The following is a 14,957-nucleotide window of genomic DNA, read 5'->3' as shown; positions in this document are numbered from 1 at the left end:
CCGACTTGCCCAGCGAATGGTGGCACTATGATTTGGGGGATCATTTGTGGGCGTACTATGGAGCCCATTAACAGGTCTGCTACGGCCCCGGAAGAGCTAAACATCATCGAAAACCGCTGGCGCAGGCAATTGGGATAATGAATGCAACAGCACACTATGTCTGAGGAATCACCACCGGATACCCCTCAGGCAACGCCAGCACCCGAGCCTTTAATCCGAATACCGCATCCAGTAGCCCCGGTTCCAGAATGGTCGTTGCTGGGCCATCTTCCACTATGCGCCCTGCCGCCATCATTACCAGACGATCCGCATAACAAGACGCCACGTTCAGATCGTGAACCACAGCCACCACACTGTAGCCCTGCTCTTTCGCCAACTCCCGCAGCAAGCTGAACACGGTTTGCTGCTGGGCCGGGTCCAGCGCCGAGGTGCATTCATCCAGCAGTAACAACCTTTGCCCCCTGGTGTTCCACAGTTGTGCCAGCACCCGGGCAAGCTGCACCCGTTGCTGCTCACCACCTGATAAAGTTGGCATCAGGCGCTCGGCCAGATCACCGATACCAAGGCGCTGCAGCAGGTAGTCAATCAGTTCATTGCGCTCAAACACGGTTAAGCCGGAACATCCCAGCGCCACTATCTCACGGGCAGTGAATGGAAAACTGACATCCACCCGCTGAGGCATTACCGCACGCTGGCGTGCGAGTTCAGCGCCTTTCCAGCGCCGGATGTCGCGACCAAACAGTTCAATACTGCCCTGCCCGAAGGCCAGCTCTCCGGCTAAGGCCTTCAACAATGACGACTTGCCAGCCCCATTGGGGCCGAGCAGCGCAACCAGCTCTCCTGGCTCTACGGTGAGTGATACATCTTGCAGTATTTGGCTCCGGCCCAGGCTAAGCCCCAACTGAGTTACGCTCAAAACGGCCATGCTGTCTGCTCCCTATGCACCAATGCGCAGCCTCATAAGCAGCACCAGGAAGAAAGGGCCGCCTAATAAAGACATCATCAAACCAATGGGCAGCTCTGCCGGCGCCACTACAACCCGGGCCAAGCTGTCTGCCGCCACTAAAAGTACGCCACCGGCCAGTGCACTGGCGGGAATCAATATTCGGTGGCCTGCGCCTACAATTTGGCGCAACAGGTGCGGCACAACCAGACCAACAAATCCGATAAGGCCAGTGACCGCCACCGCGGCGCCGGTACCCAATGCCGACAACAAAACCGTTGCCCCCTTTACCCATTGCACCGAAAACCCGAGGTGACCCGCCACCGACTCACCCAGGGCAAAGGCATCCAGGGGTTTGGCCAATAGAGGTGCCAGAAGCAGAGCCAATAACATCCAGGGGCCGGCAATTTTCAGGTCTTCCCAGCTGGCATGGCCCAGGCTGCCCATGCTCCAGAAGGTTAAAGAACGCAGTTCGCCATCGTCGGCATAGAATGTCAGCAGCCCGGTTAATGCGCCGGCTACTGCATTTATAGCGATGCCCGCCAACAGCAAAGTAGCCACGGCGATGCTGCCGGAGCGGCTGGCAATGCGCCAGGCCAGCAACGTGGTGAGCACCGAGCCTATAAAGGCCGCAAGAGGCAGCGCCCAGCGGCCGGTGAGTACCGCCCATCCGGACAACCAACTGCCGCCAAGCACAATAACCGACACCGCTGCCAGCGCTGCGCCACCAGACACCCCGATTAACCCGGGGTCTGCCAGCGGGTTGCGAAACAGGCCTTGCAGCAAGGTGCCCGAAACCGCTAATACGGCGCCGGTGAGAAACCCGAGAATAAGCCGGGGCATGCGCACATCAAAAAACACCATGTGCGCTGCGGGTTTTGCGGCCGCGGGCTCCACCAATAGGCTCACAACATCTTTGGCGCCCAGAGGATAAGCGCCATTGGTCAGCGAGAACAAAGCCGCCAGCATAGCCAGCGCTGCTAGAACCATAAAAATGAGACTGGCTGGCGCCCGTTTTGCCGTATCAATCGCCATGGCTGCTGGCTAATGTGCTCCCAGCCATGGCTGTGTCTGGCAGAATACCGTCAAGTATCACCAAGGCTTCCGCCAGTCTGGGGCCAAAGCTGAGCAGCAACATGCTGTCACCCACATACCGGTGGCCGTTTTGCCAGGCGGGCAGTTGGGCTAGTTCAGGCCAATCGGCAATCCGGAACTGCCCCGGTGAAGACTCGGCCACCACAATGGCATCAGGGTTGGCGCTGATGATCGCTTCACGGCTGGCAGGTTTATAGCCGCGGATATTGCTGACGGCATTGGTCGCCCCAATGGCTTTCAGCAGGGCATCTGCACCTGTGTGGCTTCCGCCGAATGAGACGCCGTGGCCACCCGCAGCCAACAGCACCAACACACTGGGCGCCGAGGTCCTTGCAGCCACCTTGTTATCAATCTCCGCAAATACCGCCTGCAACTCATTGGTGAGTTGTGCCGCTTCTGCTTCCCGATCGACCAGTTCACCAATGGCCGTTATTCGCTGCAGGGTCTGCTCCGGGCTTTGCGCAACGGGCAACCTTGTGACCTTCACACCCACCTGTTCCAGCCGCTGCAGGGTTTGCTCCGGCTCCGCCTCTTCGGTGGTTATCAATTGATCTGGCGCCAGCGACAGCACGCCTTCGAAAGGCAAGGCTCGCAGGTAGCCCACCTTGGGCAGCTGATTAACCTCTGCCGGGTATTTGCTGGTGGTATCGACGCCCACCAGCTGATCCTCTACCCCAAGCGCAAACAAGATCTCCGTTACAGCACCATCGGCACTGACAATGCGTGAGCTTTTGGCATCCTCATTACTGGCACCCCCGGCAAAAGCCGGAAGTGCCAGCAGGGTTGTCAGCAGAATGCCTATCAACCGCATAGTTTTGCCTCCAGAGCTCGCACTTCTGCCTGCCAGTCCGCTGATTCTGTCTGGCCAGGCTTACGCTTTCCGAACACAGTAAGTACGATTTCCCCATTGGCGTTATAGCCTTCAACCGAGGTAATAGTGCCATCAACTGAAGGCCGTTTTACCGTCCACCAATCAGTGACTTCGCCTGTTTTTGCATGCAGGTTGAAACCGGGGTCCAGCACATTCATCCACTCACCTACCCGGCGAATATTGTCCACCTGGCCGGTCCAGATTTGCACGATGCCGGGGTTACCCACGAACACCATAATCGGGCACTGATTGGTTTTTACTTGCAGCAAAAGCTCGTCCAGTGGCGACTCGATGGACTCAGAGCTGCGCTTGAGTTTGCGGGTGTAAGCCCGGCCAACCAACTCTACCGCCGTGAGCCTGTCGACCTTATTCCGCTTGAGCATGGCGTGGAAATGATGCACGTCTTTCAGGGTTGCCCAATCCTGCTGCAGCGCAGATACATCAACACTGGCCGGGTCCACCCGCGGCTCTGGCGAGGGCGCGGCTTTCAGTTCCGGCGTTGCGGGCTGTTCGGCTTTGTATTTGGCAACCAGTGCATCCCAGGCTTCTGCGTTGGTGCCTTTGGTTTTGTACACCTTCTGGATGGCCCGACCGCTGGCATCAAAGAACTGCAGGCTGTGGCGAGTGCCGGAGCGCACCTCTTCAACTACCTGAAAGCCAAACGCCCAGCTTCGGAAAAATACTCGCAGGTCCATCTCGCCAACGGACAGCCCCATGGAGCCACCGCCGGTTACCTTGAAACCTTTCAGGTGGCCGGTAATCTCATGCACCATTTCATCATTGCGGGCGAGCATCATCACTTCGCCAACAGACTCCAACTCGGTGACCAGCGCACCAAAGTCGTTGGACAGAGGTGTCAGGTCGCCCGCGTCACGGCACATCATCAGTTCCATCTCACTGACTTCAAGCAGGTTCGCGGCGTTACGAATGCGTAAATTTGGCTGCTCGACCAGCAGTTGCTGCCAACGGTTTTTCAAAGATGTGCCGCCCTGGTTTGTGGGGGCTTCCATGGTTGCAGTCATCTCAGTTTTCTCCTTCGGTCAATGAGGCTTCGGTCCAGCGCACAATGGGCTGACCTGACTGGGCATCGTCACCGTAGTAGCCGGCAATCTGAACGGCGTACACAGGTGCAGAGGAATCGGTGGAGTCTGTGTCTATGGCGTAGACGCGGAAGTTGGGGCGAAGCAGGTGGCCGCCGTCCTGATCATAGGCGTACCAGCTCTTCACATTGAACACGCCGCTGGCGTCAGGTGCGTAAAGATTGACAAGGGACTTGCCACTAACCGGCTCTTCTGTGGCTTTGCCGTACTCCTTGAGGTCTGTCCAGGCAAACTCTCCCAAAGCCCCACCATTGCCGTCTCCAGAGGCGCCGCTGTTCGTGCGCAGCTCAAGACTGCGAGCGTTAACATCAAACACCAGTTTGATGTCCCAGAGATCAGAGGTTGCGCAATCTACTGTGGCCCCTGCACCAGAGCCCCCGGTAATGCCTGCATCAAAATCAAAGCAGGTTTCCAATTGGGATAAGGGGCCTTCAAACATGATATTGCTGTTCGTGAACTGTTCGGTTCCCTCAGGTTGGACATCAAACCTGATGCTAAAACGGTTATCCGTGGCGGTTGGCTTAGGATCATATTTCAGTTTTTCAACACGCATGCGGGCGTAGCTGTTTCCTTCAGCCGAGCGCACCAGCCAACCTACGCTGCTGTCTTCTACAACGGAGTGAGTCGTGCGGTCGTAGGTGAACCACTTGTCACCGAACCGGTTGGTTACTTCGCCGCCGTACCATTCATCCGGCGCTGAATAATCCGCTGTTAATGCAGCCTTCTCCGAGTCGTTCTCGGCAGCTTGCTTCAGCAAATCGAACTTGGGCTCGCCACTGCTGGTGTAAAATTTGTCTTGGGGCTCCACAACCGCGCCCTTTACCTTGCCGCCACCTATCACACCATTGTTCACTTCGATAGCGTCTCGCTTGAACGAAAGGTGCCAGGCAGATGAGGTTTTGGCTTCTTCTTCAGTCAGCTCCACAACCTTGCCGGTATCCAGATTCAAGTAAGTGGCCTCGTTATTAGAGGTGGCATCAACCACCTTCCGGCTGAACTGATCATTCGGGCTGCCTCCACCAGTAGACTCCAAGGTGTTATCACTGCCCCCGCAACCACTCATTAGCACAGCGGAAACTGCTAGCCCGAGAAAAATGCGCCTAGTGTTCATTCATCATCTCCTTTATTAATTGATCGTTATTTTCCAAAACCAAGCGTCACGCCCATGTACACAAAACGCCCAGCTACCGGGCCGAAATCATCGGCATCGTTGAAATCACGTTGTGTATCAGTGAGGTTGTCGACGCCGGCAAATAGCCGCAGGTTGTCGCCCAACGTTTGATTCAGTTTCAAATCCACCGTGGTGTAGCCCGGGGATTTTTTGGTTTCGTCTGTGTCGACATATTCGGAGCTCTGGTTACGCACCCGTACCGACCAGTTCAGCCCGGGAATTCCGGCGGGCCCATCCAGGCCTAGCCGAGCCTGGTGCCTCGGCCGATCAGGCAGTTCAAATCCGGTTGTGCGATCTTCCGCTTGCGTAAAGGTGTAGCCCGCAGACACTTCCCAACCCGGGGCAAATTGCCAGCCAGCGGTGGTTTCCACGCCACGGGTACGAGCCTTATCAACGTTGGCGTAGCGATACACATCCACACCATCACCACGGGCGGCGGTGGCATCTGCATCAAACTGGGTCTGGATGAGATCGTCGATCAGGTTCTGAAAGGCGTTAATCTCGAGCCAGCCGGCGTTCAGGTAGTTAACGCCCCAGCCCAACTGCAGGTTTTGAGAGGTTTCCGGGGACAGGTCCGGGTTACCCTCAACCACATAGCCAAGCTGGCTGTGATCGAATCGGTAATGGCGCTCTTTCAGGTTGGGTACCCGGTAGCCGCCACTCCAGCTGGCGCGCAGGTACTGGTGGGCATCGCTGTCCGGTGTCAGCTCATAGCGGGTGTTGATCTTGGGGGCGTAGTGATCACCGAAATCAGAATCCTGCTGGCCGCGCAGCCCGGCCACCCATTCCCAACGCTGGGTGGGTACCCAGGTATCCTGAAACCAGATTTCTTTGCTGTTGCGCGTGCGCTCACCACCAAGCAGCTCAGCCTGGCCATCAATCGTTTGTTCCAGGGACTCATGGCGGAAGTCAGCCCCCAACATCAGCAGGTGGGCCTCACCGACGGCGACTTCATTGTGCACCGAGGCCTGGGATAACACCTGGTCGGCGTTCCGGCGATCAAACTCGCCAAAGGCTGAATACTTGTAGGTGTTGTCGGTGAGATCTTCCCGCAGCAGATTCCAGAACAGGGTTTGGGCATCACTCACAACATGCTCGCCACCAAGCACGGTGCGCCAACGCTCGACGGTTTCTTCTTTGCCTTGTTTGAGAACCGTGCCGGCCTTTTCGTTCAAAAACCGGGAACTGGAGGCTTCATCAAAATAACCGAGTTCAGCAAACAACCGGTGGCTGTCATTGGGTAGCCACAGCAGCCGGGTGTTGAGCTGGCTGCGATCGGTTTCATCGCCTGGCCTCGCCCAGGTGGCAGGCTCGGGATCAATACCGTTGGATTTCTGGTGGGAGCCGCTCAGGCGAAGCCGCAGCTGGTCGCTGCCCATATCAATATTGGCCCGCGCACCGTAGCGGCCGAAATCTGCGCGATCGCCACTGGGGTTTTGCTCACCATAACTGCCGCCATCCAGCGTGACTTCGCCCCGGTAACCTGGTTCAAGATCCCGGGTAATCACGTTTACAACACCGCCAATGGCCGCACTGCCGTATTGTGCTGAGCCCGCGCCTTTCACCACTTCAATGCGTTTCACATCCAGCAATGCCAGTTGGCTGACATCAACCGATGAGCCTGTGGTTGCGGTAAGAGGCAGCCCATCCACCAGCACCAATACCCGATCGGCTCCCACACCCTGCAACCAGACTTCCTTGCCGGATTTGCCATGAATGTTCCGCAACTGCACGCCGGCAACATTCTCGATGGCCTCAGCAACGTTTCGGGCGTGGGTCTTTTCCAGCTCACGCTCTGTCACCAGCTCTGTGCGCACCGGAGTGTCGCTGAGCGTGCGGTTGGAGCGGGTGCCGGTAACGACAATTTCGTCGAGGTAGTAGGACAGCTGCTGTGTGGCGCCCGCTGCTGCCGGCTCGACGGCGCTCAGGCCAAGCAAAGCCACAGAAAACAGCGACAGCATCGAACGATTCTTTCCACATGCAGAAATCACTGACTTCAACTCCTCTGAGGCGGACCTGACTGAAAATAGACAGGCACAGACGGTAACGAGAAGCATTCTTGTTTAGATTTTGATTTCTGTCAATAAAAAACAAAGACTTTTTCAGCGGATGCCTGGCTTTCGCTGCCCGGATCTTGCTTAACCGCGACTGGCGGTGTTGCAGTTCTTCTGGCTATTCATCGCCCCGTTGGGCAGAACCGAAATGCTCGTCTTGTGCTTGCTGGCAATCCGGATGACCTGAACAAACACCTCTCTGAAGGCACTCAGGTGCTGTTTGCGAAAATCGCACAAGGTTCGATATTTTAGGAAATTGTCGGCAGCCACTCATTCAGGCTCGGGAGAAGCAGTAATTCCTGTTCAGGCGAATACGGGCGGAAATAGCCGTATACGTAACTTTAATCCGGTGATGATGGACGAGCCAGCAGAACTGGGTGTGAAGTAATCACAGCAAAATGGCCTGGGAGAGCGTTATAAGCATAAGCCACAGGTTTGAAGATATATCAGCTGCAGTTGTAGTATCCTCCAGATGAGTCAGATTAAATGGAGGCTTAAGTATATGTTTGAATTAAAATATAAAATTGCGTTAGTTACTGGCGGAGCAAACGGTATAGGTAATGGTATCGTGAAAACACTGGCCAGGGCAGGAGCCAGAGTTATGGTCTGCGATATAGATGAGCAAGCAGGAGAAGCAGCGGCCCGGGATGCAGGCGGTGAGTTCTATAAAATGGACGTGACCGATAGCGATAACATTAATGACGTTGTGCAGAAAATTATTCAGAAACACGACAGAATTGATGTGCTGGCGGCAAATACCGGTATTTACCCGGAAGTGTCGATCGCAGATATGACAGAAGCAGATTGGGAAAAGATTCAAAACATTAACCTCAAAGGAATCTTCTTCACAGTGAAACCGGTTTTGGCTGCCATGAAAAACCAGAATTATGGCCGCATTATTCTGACCTCATCCATTACTGGTGATATTACCGGATATCCTGGTGGTTCGATTTATGGCGCAACCAAAGCAGGCATTCTCGGATTTATGCGCAGCGCAGCACTTGAGGGAGCCCCTCATAACATTACCGTAAACTCAGTCCAGCCTGGCATGATTGCAACAGAGAGCCTGAAAAAAGAGCTGGGTGTTTTAAGTGAGCAGGGCGCCAAAGCCGTGCCGATGAAAAGACTGGGTGAACCTGAGGATATCGGCGCGGCCGTTTGTTTCTTTGCCTCAGAAGAAGCGAAGTACATCACTGGCCAGTCGCTGGTAGTAGATGGCGGTCAGATACTGCCAGAAACCCCTGATGTAATCAGCTGAGTACGAGATACAGTAGCAGGCCGGCATCTTGCATCTCTGGCAGACAGCCGGCCGCGGCGACTGATAAAGTCGCCGTTTAACCCGTACTTTTTTCAGTTTCAGTCGATGATTTATGTAGCTTGGACGGCTGTACAAAGGGGCGCTTCAGCGCAATCAGCAGCGCCGGTATAAACGCCAGTAGTAACAGACTGAAGGGCAATCCGCTGGCAATAGCGGCAGATTGCAAAGCCCCCAGCCCCCCTGCGTTCATCAGGAAAGCTGTTACCAGGCCGACGCTGGCTACCCAGAAAAAACGCTGTCGCCAACTTGGCTCGTTGCCGTTAGAAGTCAGTGTGGCGATAACCAGGGCACCTGAGTCCGCCGATGTGACAAAGAATACAAGCACGACGATTACAGCAATTGCTGTGGTTAGCGTGGCCAGTGGCAGATAATCAAGCAGGCGGTAAAGGCTTTCGCTGGGCGCATTGTTGACCAGCTCGGCAAAGTTTGCGTTTGCAAAAAGCTCCAGGTACAGCGCATTGCTGCCAAACACGGTCATCCACAGAAAGTTGAACGTAGCCGGCACCAACAGGACACCGAGCAGGTACTCGCGAACGGTTCGGCCCCTGGAAACTTTGGCAATAAACATACCGACAAAAGGCGACCAGGAAATCCACCAGCTCCAGTAAAACACGGTCCATTTGGATTGCCAATTGGTGCCTGTGTAGGTTTCGTTCCAAGTAGATAGTCTTGGCAGGTCATTGATATACGCACCCAGGTGTTCGCCAAACGCCCGGGCAATGAACAGTGTTTCACCGGCAAACAGTACAAACAGCATCAGACTGGCTGCCACCAGCAGGTTCACTTTACTGAGTATGCGTACGCCGTTACCCAGGCCACTTAGCACGCTGATCATCGCTACAACGCACACAACGGCTATGACCGCCAGGTTGAGGTTTGAACTGGCCTCAATGCCGCTAAGCTGAGCGATGCCCGCACTGGCCTGGCTTGCGCCCAGGCCTAGTGACGAAGTAATGCCGAACACTGTACCTACCACTGCTGCAAAGTTGGCAATCCACCCCCATCTGCGTGCCCGTGCCGGCGACATCAATTCCCGCAACGGCGCTTCAAAACTCAGTTTATGCCCGGTGTTGTAATGGAAAAAACCCAGGGTTAAACCCACCAAAGCGTAAATGCTCCAGGGGTGCAGGCCCCAGTGCAGAAAAGTCATTTCCATAGAGATTCGGGCGGCTTGAGCATCGTTACTGCTGTGTGGGCGAAATGACGCGTAGTGCTGAAGAGGCTCAGACACACTGTAAAAAAGCAGCCCAATCCCCATGCCTGCGGCAAACAACATGCCTACCCAGTCAATAAGGCTGAATTCAGGCTGGGCATCCGGGCCACCAAGGCGGACTTTAGCCAGAGGGGTGAACAGCAGATACAGTGCGAATAGCAAAGCCGCGTTCATAATGAAGATAAGCAGCCAGCCGGTGCTATAGGCAACAGTTTGCTGTAATCCGGAAAAAAACGCCGCGGCGGATTCTCCCTGAAAAACGACAAATCCCAGCAAACTCAGTATGAACCCAGTTGATAAGAGGAGTAGTCCTCTGCCCCTGAGTGATGGCATTGCCTTACGCTCCCTGTAGTGGATATAGCACGACTGATCAGTCGAACCGTTGCGGTTGATGTTGAGTCGGTTCCAGTCACCATTACTGCATTATTATTAGTATTTTATCTCGCTGGCATTGGCGGGAGCATGGGTAAAGGCACTTACGCGTGCGAAGTAAACCGGAGTGGGGAAGGGCCGTGCCACTGCCAGCCCGGAAAATAGGGAGGAGAGGTGGTTATATCTACCGGCTATCGCTGAGCTTGAAGGCGACAGGGATGGATACACTCAAGGTATTCTGCTTGAGGTCGCCTGGGAACGCCGGCAGTGGTGCCGCGTTTTCAAGCATTCGTATGACCGCCTTATTCAATTCAGAATGGGCGGACGGTGTCGTAATGCTGGACTCTACGACCCGCCCTTGGCGATCAAGGGTAAAACTGAGCCCCACGACCCCTTCCTGCCTGCGAAGGCGGGATAGCCTGGGATAGCGCTTGGCACGGGCAAGTTTGGCGGCGACCAGCGCCAGATAAGAGCTGCGGGCGCCGGGGTTACCTCCGGAAGCACTGGATTCTGCCTTGCCGCTACGAGCTTTGCGTGCCGCTGTCGCGTTGGGGTTTTCGGTCGGCGTGGTATCCGGCTGCGCCTGGCTCGGCGGAGGGGTTACCGGATCCGGGGTCGCCTCTGGTTCGGGATGGGGCACCGGTTCAGGTTCAGGGGCGAGCTCGGGTTCAGGCTCGGGTTCAGGCTCAGGTTCGGGTTCTGGCTCAGGTTCGGGTTCTGGCTCAGGTTCGGGTTTCTGCTTTGGTGGCTCTTCTACAGCCACCTCAGCAGTCTGCTTGGGTTGCACTGGCTCACTTGGCTCTGACTCAGGAGGCTCGGCCACGGGTTTTGGCGGTTCAAAAGGCGCGGGCTCATCCTGGCGGGTTTCTGCTTCTGCGCCCAGGTCGCCCAGCATTCCCAAATCAATTTCAACACCCCCCTCCCCTGGCGCTTTCGCTCCTTCGGGCACTGTGGTGCTGCGCACAAAGGCTGCAAACAACAGGGCGTGGAGGGCTAGCGTTAATATCCCCGCAGCGAGCCAATGACGCTTCGCAATCATACGGCATCACCCTGGCGAGTCAGCAGGGCCACTTTTAACAGCCCGGCCTTCTTGATATGGCGAAGCACTTTCTGCAGCTCGTCAACCGGCAGTGCCGCATCCGCTTTGACCAATACGGAAACCTCATCAGGGGTATCCGCCTCACCCAATAAGCTTTCCAGCTTTTCAACCAGAAGATCCGGAGACACCTCCAGATTATCCAGGTACATGGCACTGTTAGCGGCAACCAGAATAGTCACGGAGTGCTCTTCACCCCGGGCGGCAGTCAGAGATTCGGGGGCTTGCACCTTCACGGCATCGGAGGCGGTGATTTGCCCCGCCACCATAAAAAAGATCAGCATCAGAAACACAATGTTAATCAGCGGAACCAGATTGTCATCCGACGCCAGATCTTTGCTCGGCGTTGTTGCTGAGAGCTTCATTACCGCCCCTCTGCAAGCGACACATGGGCCGCACCGGCATTCTTCAACCGATCAAGCAAGGTGATAAGCGCCTGGGTATGCAAACCAGCATCGGCCTGAATGGCAAACACAGTATCCGGGTTTGCCGCCACCAGCGCAGCCAGATCATCCTTGCTGGCATCCGCATACACACGCCCACCCAATTCGAAGTGGCCCTGGTTCGAGGTTAGCCGGATCACCTGCAAGTCTTTGGGGGGCTGATCACTATTGTCGGCGGGCGAGGCCACATTCAGCTCACGCCACGTGATAAACGTGGACGACAACATAAAGAACAGCAGCAGGATGAACACCACATCAATCAAGGGTGTCAGGCTGATGCCTTTGGCCCGCCTTACCGGTGTCGAATCAAGCTGCATTCTTGAGCACTTCTGGCGAGGCAGCGGCCTCCTTGGGCGGTAGCGGCGGTGAGCAAGTAAACACCCGGGTTACGGCATCGCTCATGGTCGCAGACACGCGCTCCACTTTTCGTTCAAACCAGGAATGCACCGCCACTACCGGTATGGCAACGGAAAGACCCACTGCGGTTGTCAGCAACGCCTGCCAGATACCACCGGAAAGCACGGAAGGGTCCACCTGGTTGCCGGCAGCTTCCATTTGCTGGAAGGCAATAATCATTCCCATAACGGTACCCAGCAACCCCAATAGCGGGCTGAGGGAACCAATCACCTCAAGTGGACGAAAAAAGCTGCGAAGGTCGTTCAGGTACCCGGTCGCCACCCGCTCAACCTCTTCGCGCAGGATGCCATCGCTGGTGGTATTCAGCTGGCCTTGCATGGCCACTGACACAACCCGGGAAATCGGTCGCCGTGCATTCAGGGAGCTTACTGCCTTGGCGTGATCCCCTTTTTGCCACAGGCCTAATGCCGCATCCACATCAGCTGTACTCTCGGCGCGCATGTGAATGAGCTGCCAGAGTTTGACTAGAATGATGGTCATGGCAATTGCAGAAAACACAGCCAGAATCCACACCACCGGACCACCGGTGATCAACAGCCCTTGTAGCTGTGCAACGAACGGTACAGATGAACCAGCGCCCACTACGCCCCCTCAATTTGATGGCATCAATTACAGTGAATGCTAATTGTTATCATTTGACTTCGCAAGATCTTTCTGCCGCTAAATTGGGTTTTCCAGGGCCAACTCCTACATAACATTTCATGGAAACTGAGCCTGTATTTATTTAATTCCTGCCTCTGAACCAAAGTAATCACATAAAAACATCAGGTAATACAAAACTTTTCCATATAAATAACTGATCAAAATAAACCACAACCTCACCACAAATAGCACCTGCTTGATTTTTGTACTGAAATCATGTAACATGCTGATTATAATTATTTTTTAAAGGGAACATTTTCTTACTAAAACAAGGAGAATATTATCACTATTAATCAGGGCGATCGTATTTTTCACCCCGGTCATGGTATCGGAATCGTTGAATCCATTCTTAAAAAGAGTTTTTCTGGCGAGGACAAAACCAAGTTCGTAAAACTTTATTTCGAACGTGACGACCTCACTTGGCTAGTGCGCGCCAACGACCTTCCAAGCAACATTCGCTTTCCTATGAGTGCTCAGGAAGCGAAGAAGATCATCAAGCACGTAAAGACTTGGCAGGGGAAGTTGAGCGAACAGTGGAAAACCCGCTCAACCGCAAACCAGGCTGCAATCGACAAAGGCGACCCCTACGGTTACGCCGAGATGGTTAAAGGCCTAAGCGTTATGCAGGAGGAAAACCCACTGAGCATGACGGACCGCAGGCACCTGAACCTTGGCATCAAGTTTTTGCGTGAAGAACTGTCCAGTGCACTGGGCAAAACACAAGAGCGGGTGCAGCAGCTTATCGAAGAAGCCACCAAGTCAAAGTCGTCAACGGCGTAATTTGCAGGTCGGGAGAGGCTCAAATACTACCGAGCCCTCAATATTGTTAAGGCCTTACGCGAAAGCGTAGGGCCTTTTTTGTTTTCCGTGCCTGACGACACTCGTGAGTTGCACTGCTATCTTTCTTGACGACACCTGCTCCCAACCCTCCATGCACCGACGTACGGGGACATTCCAATGAAAAAATTTATCAACGCGAACATTTACCGCAACAGCGATGCCACCGAAATCCTTGTGGAAAACGGTGCCATTCGGGACGTTGGCACCCACCTCCCCTCTGCGGAGCAAACCATCGACCTGAAAGGCCGACTCGTTGTGCCACCTTATGTGGACGCCCACCTGCATCTGGACTACGTCTACACCGGCGGCAGCAAAGGCGCCAAGAACAATACTGGCACTCTGTTCGAGGGTATAGCCCGCTGGCACGATGTAAAAAAGAACCAGTCTTTCGATGATGCCAAAGAGCGCGCTTTAAAAGGCATCAAGGAGGAAGTCTCCAAAGGTGTGCAGTTCATCCGCACCCATATCGATGTATGCGACCCGAACCTCACCGGGTTGAAAGCCATGCTGGAAGTGCGTGAGCAACTGAAGGATAACGTGACCATTCAGATCGTCGCCTTCCCCCAAGAGGGGATGTACGCCTATAAAGGCGGTGATGAAATGGTGGAAGAAGCCCTGAAGATGGGCGCCGACTGTGTAGGCAGCATTCCACACTTTGAATGGGCACGGGAAATTGGCGAGAAATCCATCCATCGCACCGTTGAGCTGGCCACCAAATACGACAAGCTCATCGACGTACGCTGCGATGAAACCGATGATGTAATGAGTCGGTTTGTTGAGCTCTTGAACGCCCTTGCCATGACCGAAGACATAGGCACCCGCACTGCGGCCAGCCACACCTGCTCCTTCGGCTCCGCCGATAACGCTTATGCATTTCGCATGATGAGGCTGTTCCAGAAATCAGGCCTGAACTTCATTGCCCTGCCCACTGAGAATGCCTACCTGCAAGGCCGGCAAGACACCTATCCAAAACGCCGGGGCATGACTCGCGTTAAAGAATTCTGGGAGAGCAACATCAACGTCTGCTTTGGCCAGGACTCCATCAACGACCCCTGGTATCCAGTAGGAAACGGAAACCTGATGAACATTCTGGACAACGGCATTCACATGGCACAAACCATGTCGATGGACCAACTCGATACCTGTCTTGACCTTATCACCTTCAACGGCGCGAAAACCCTGAACGTGGAAGACCAATACGGCCTGGAAGCGGGCAAACCCGCCAACTTTCTGGTGCTGGATGCCACCAGCCCATTTGAAGCGGTTCGCCAGCGGGCGGATGTGCTGGCATCGATTCGCAACGGGGAATACCTGTTCAAAAAGCCAGAGCCCAGCTATGACATTGAGTTGGATCTGTTCAGAAAGACCAAATGACAATAGGG

Annotated in this window: 14 protein-coding genes and 2 pseudogenes; 4 read left to right on the top strand and 12 right to left on the bottom strand. The window is 54.9% G+C overall.

Annotated elements, in window-relative coordinates:
• Window positions 1-154: 154 nt before the first annotated feature.
• From CDH47_RS06985 to CDH47_RS17840, 7 genes and pseudogenes are all read right to left on the bottom strand, one after another.
• A complete protein-coding gene (locus CDH47_RS06985) occupies window positions 155-925 on the bottom strand; it encodes a heme ABC transporter ATP-binding protein (RefSeq protein WP_100639130.1) in 771 nt (256 codons plus the stop codon).
• Between the two features lie 12 nt (window positions 926-937).
• Complete coding sequence (locus tag CDH47_RS06980; RefSeq protein ID WP_100639129.1) at window positions 938-1,978, bottom strand: FecCD family ABC transporter permease; 1,041 nt, start codon at window positions 1,976-1,978, stop codon at window positions 938-940.
• The gene (locus tag CDH47_RS06975) at window positions 1,968-2,849 is read right to left on the bottom strand and encodes a heme/hemin ABC transporter substrate-binding protein (protein ID WP_100639128.1); all 882 of its coding nucleotides are present in this window, start codon (window positions 2,847-2,849) and stop codon (window positions 1,968-1,970) included. The genes CDH47_RS06980 and CDH47_RS06975 overlap by 11 nt, the downstream gene beginning before the upstream one ends.
• On the bottom strand, window positions 2,840-3,931 hold the full coding sequence (locus tag CDH47_RS06970; RefSeq protein WP_239985622.1) for a hemin-degrading factor: 1,092 nt from the start codon (window positions 3,929-3,931) through the stop codon (window positions 2,840-2,842). The genes CDH47_RS06975 and CDH47_RS06970 overlap by 10 nt, the downstream gene beginning before the upstream one ends.
• Window position 3,932: 1 nt before the next feature.
• A complete protein-coding gene (locus tag CDH47_RS06965; RefSeq protein ID WP_100639127.1) occupies window positions 3,933-5,120 on the bottom strand; it encodes an HmuY family protein in 1,188 nt (395 codons plus the stop codon).
• A gap of 26 nt (window positions 5,121-5,146) precedes the next feature.
• Entirely contained in the window at window positions 5,147-7,141 is a 1,995-nt protein-coding gene (locus CDH47_RS06960; RefSeq protein WP_100639126.1) for a TonB-dependent receptor plug domain-containing protein, read from the bottom strand.
• Between the two features lie 151 nt (window positions 7,142-7,292).
• A pseudogene (locus tag CDH47_RS17840) lies at window positions 7,293-7,527 on the bottom strand (hypothetical protein); the annotation flags it as partial.
• A 209-nt stretch (window positions 7,528-7,736) separates the two neighbouring features.
• Here CDH47_RS17840 and CDH47_RS06950 point away from each other — a divergent pair.
• Window positions 7,737-8,492, top strand: coding sequence for an SDR family oxidoreductase (locus tag CDH47_RS06950; protein WP_100639124.1), 756 nt, complete (start codon window positions 7,737-7,739; stop codon window positions 8,490-8,492).
• Between the two features lie 76 nt (window positions 8,493-8,568).
• Here the strand turns inward: CDH47_RS06950 and CDH47_RS06945 are convergent, their stop codons facing one another.
• The 5 genes from CDH47_RS06945 to CDH47_RS06925 form a co-directional block, all read right to left on the bottom strand.
• On the bottom strand, window positions 8,569-10,098 hold the full coding sequence (locus CDH47_RS06945; RefSeq protein ID WP_100639123.1) for a BCCT family transporter: 1,530 nt from the start codon (window positions 10,096-10,098) through the stop codon (window positions 8,569-8,571).
• A gap of 223 nt (window positions 10,099-10,321) precedes the next feature.
• Complete coding sequence (locus CDH47_RS17525; RefSeq protein ID WP_100639122.1) at window positions 10,322-11,176, bottom strand: energy transducer TonB; 855 nt, start codon at window positions 11,174-11,176, stop codon at window positions 10,322-10,324.
• The gene (locus tag CDH47_RS06935; RefSeq protein WP_100639121.1) at window positions 11,173-11,598 is read right to left on the bottom strand and encodes an ExbD/TolR family protein; all 426 of its coding nucleotides are present in this window, start codon (window positions 11,596-11,598) and stop codon (window positions 11,173-11,175) included. Before CDH47_RS06935 ends, CDH47_RS17525 begins: the two co-directional genes overlap by 4 nt.
• Complete coding sequence (locus CDH47_RS06930) at window positions 11,598-11,993, bottom strand: ExbD/TolR family protein (RefSeq protein ID WP_100639120.1); 396 nt, start codon at window positions 11,991-11,993, stop codon at window positions 11,598-11,600. Before CDH47_RS06930 ends, CDH47_RS06935 begins: the two co-directional genes overlap by 1 nt.
• Window positions 11,983-12,675 (bottom strand): MotA/TolQ/ExbB proton channel family protein, encoded by a 693-nt coding sequence (locus CDH47_RS06925; RefSeq protein ID WP_205077537.1) that lies wholly within the window; start codon window positions 12,673-12,675, stop codon window positions 11,983-11,985. The genes CDH47_RS06930 and CDH47_RS06925 overlap by 11 nt, the downstream gene beginning before the upstream one ends.
• 339 nt (window positions 12,676-13,014) lie before the next feature.
• Between CDH47_RS06925 and CDH47_RS17835 the strand changes: the two are divergent.
• The 3 genes and pseudogenes from CDH47_RS17835 to codA form a co-directional block, all read left to right on the top strand.
• A pseudogene (locus CDH47_RS17835) lies at window positions 13,015-13,137 on the top strand (CarD family transcriptional regulator); the annotation flags it as partial.
• Between the two features lie 63 nt (window positions 13,138-13,200).
• Window positions 13,201-13,515: a hypothetical protein gene (locus tag CDH47_RS17805; RefSeq protein ID WP_338038000.1), complete on the top strand. Its 315-nt coding sequence runs from the start codon at window positions 13,201-13,203 to the stop codon at window positions 13,513-13,515.
• Window positions 13,516-13,692: 177 nt separating this feature from the next.
• The gene (gene codA, locus CDH47_RS06915) at window positions 13,693-14,949 is read left to right on the top strand and encodes a cytosine deaminase (RefSeq protein WP_100639118.1); all 1,257 of its coding nucleotides are present in this window, start codon (window positions 13,693-13,695) and stop codon (window positions 14,947-14,949) included.
• Window positions 14,950-14,957 lie beyond the last annotated feature (8 nt).

Source organism: Marinobacter salexigens (assembly GCF_002806945.1).
Classification (GTDB): Bacteria; Pseudomonadota; Gammaproteobacteria; order Pseudomonadales; family Oleiphilaceae; genus Marinobacter; species Marinobacter salexigens.
This window is presented reverse-complemented; position numbering and strand designations above follow the sequence as displayed.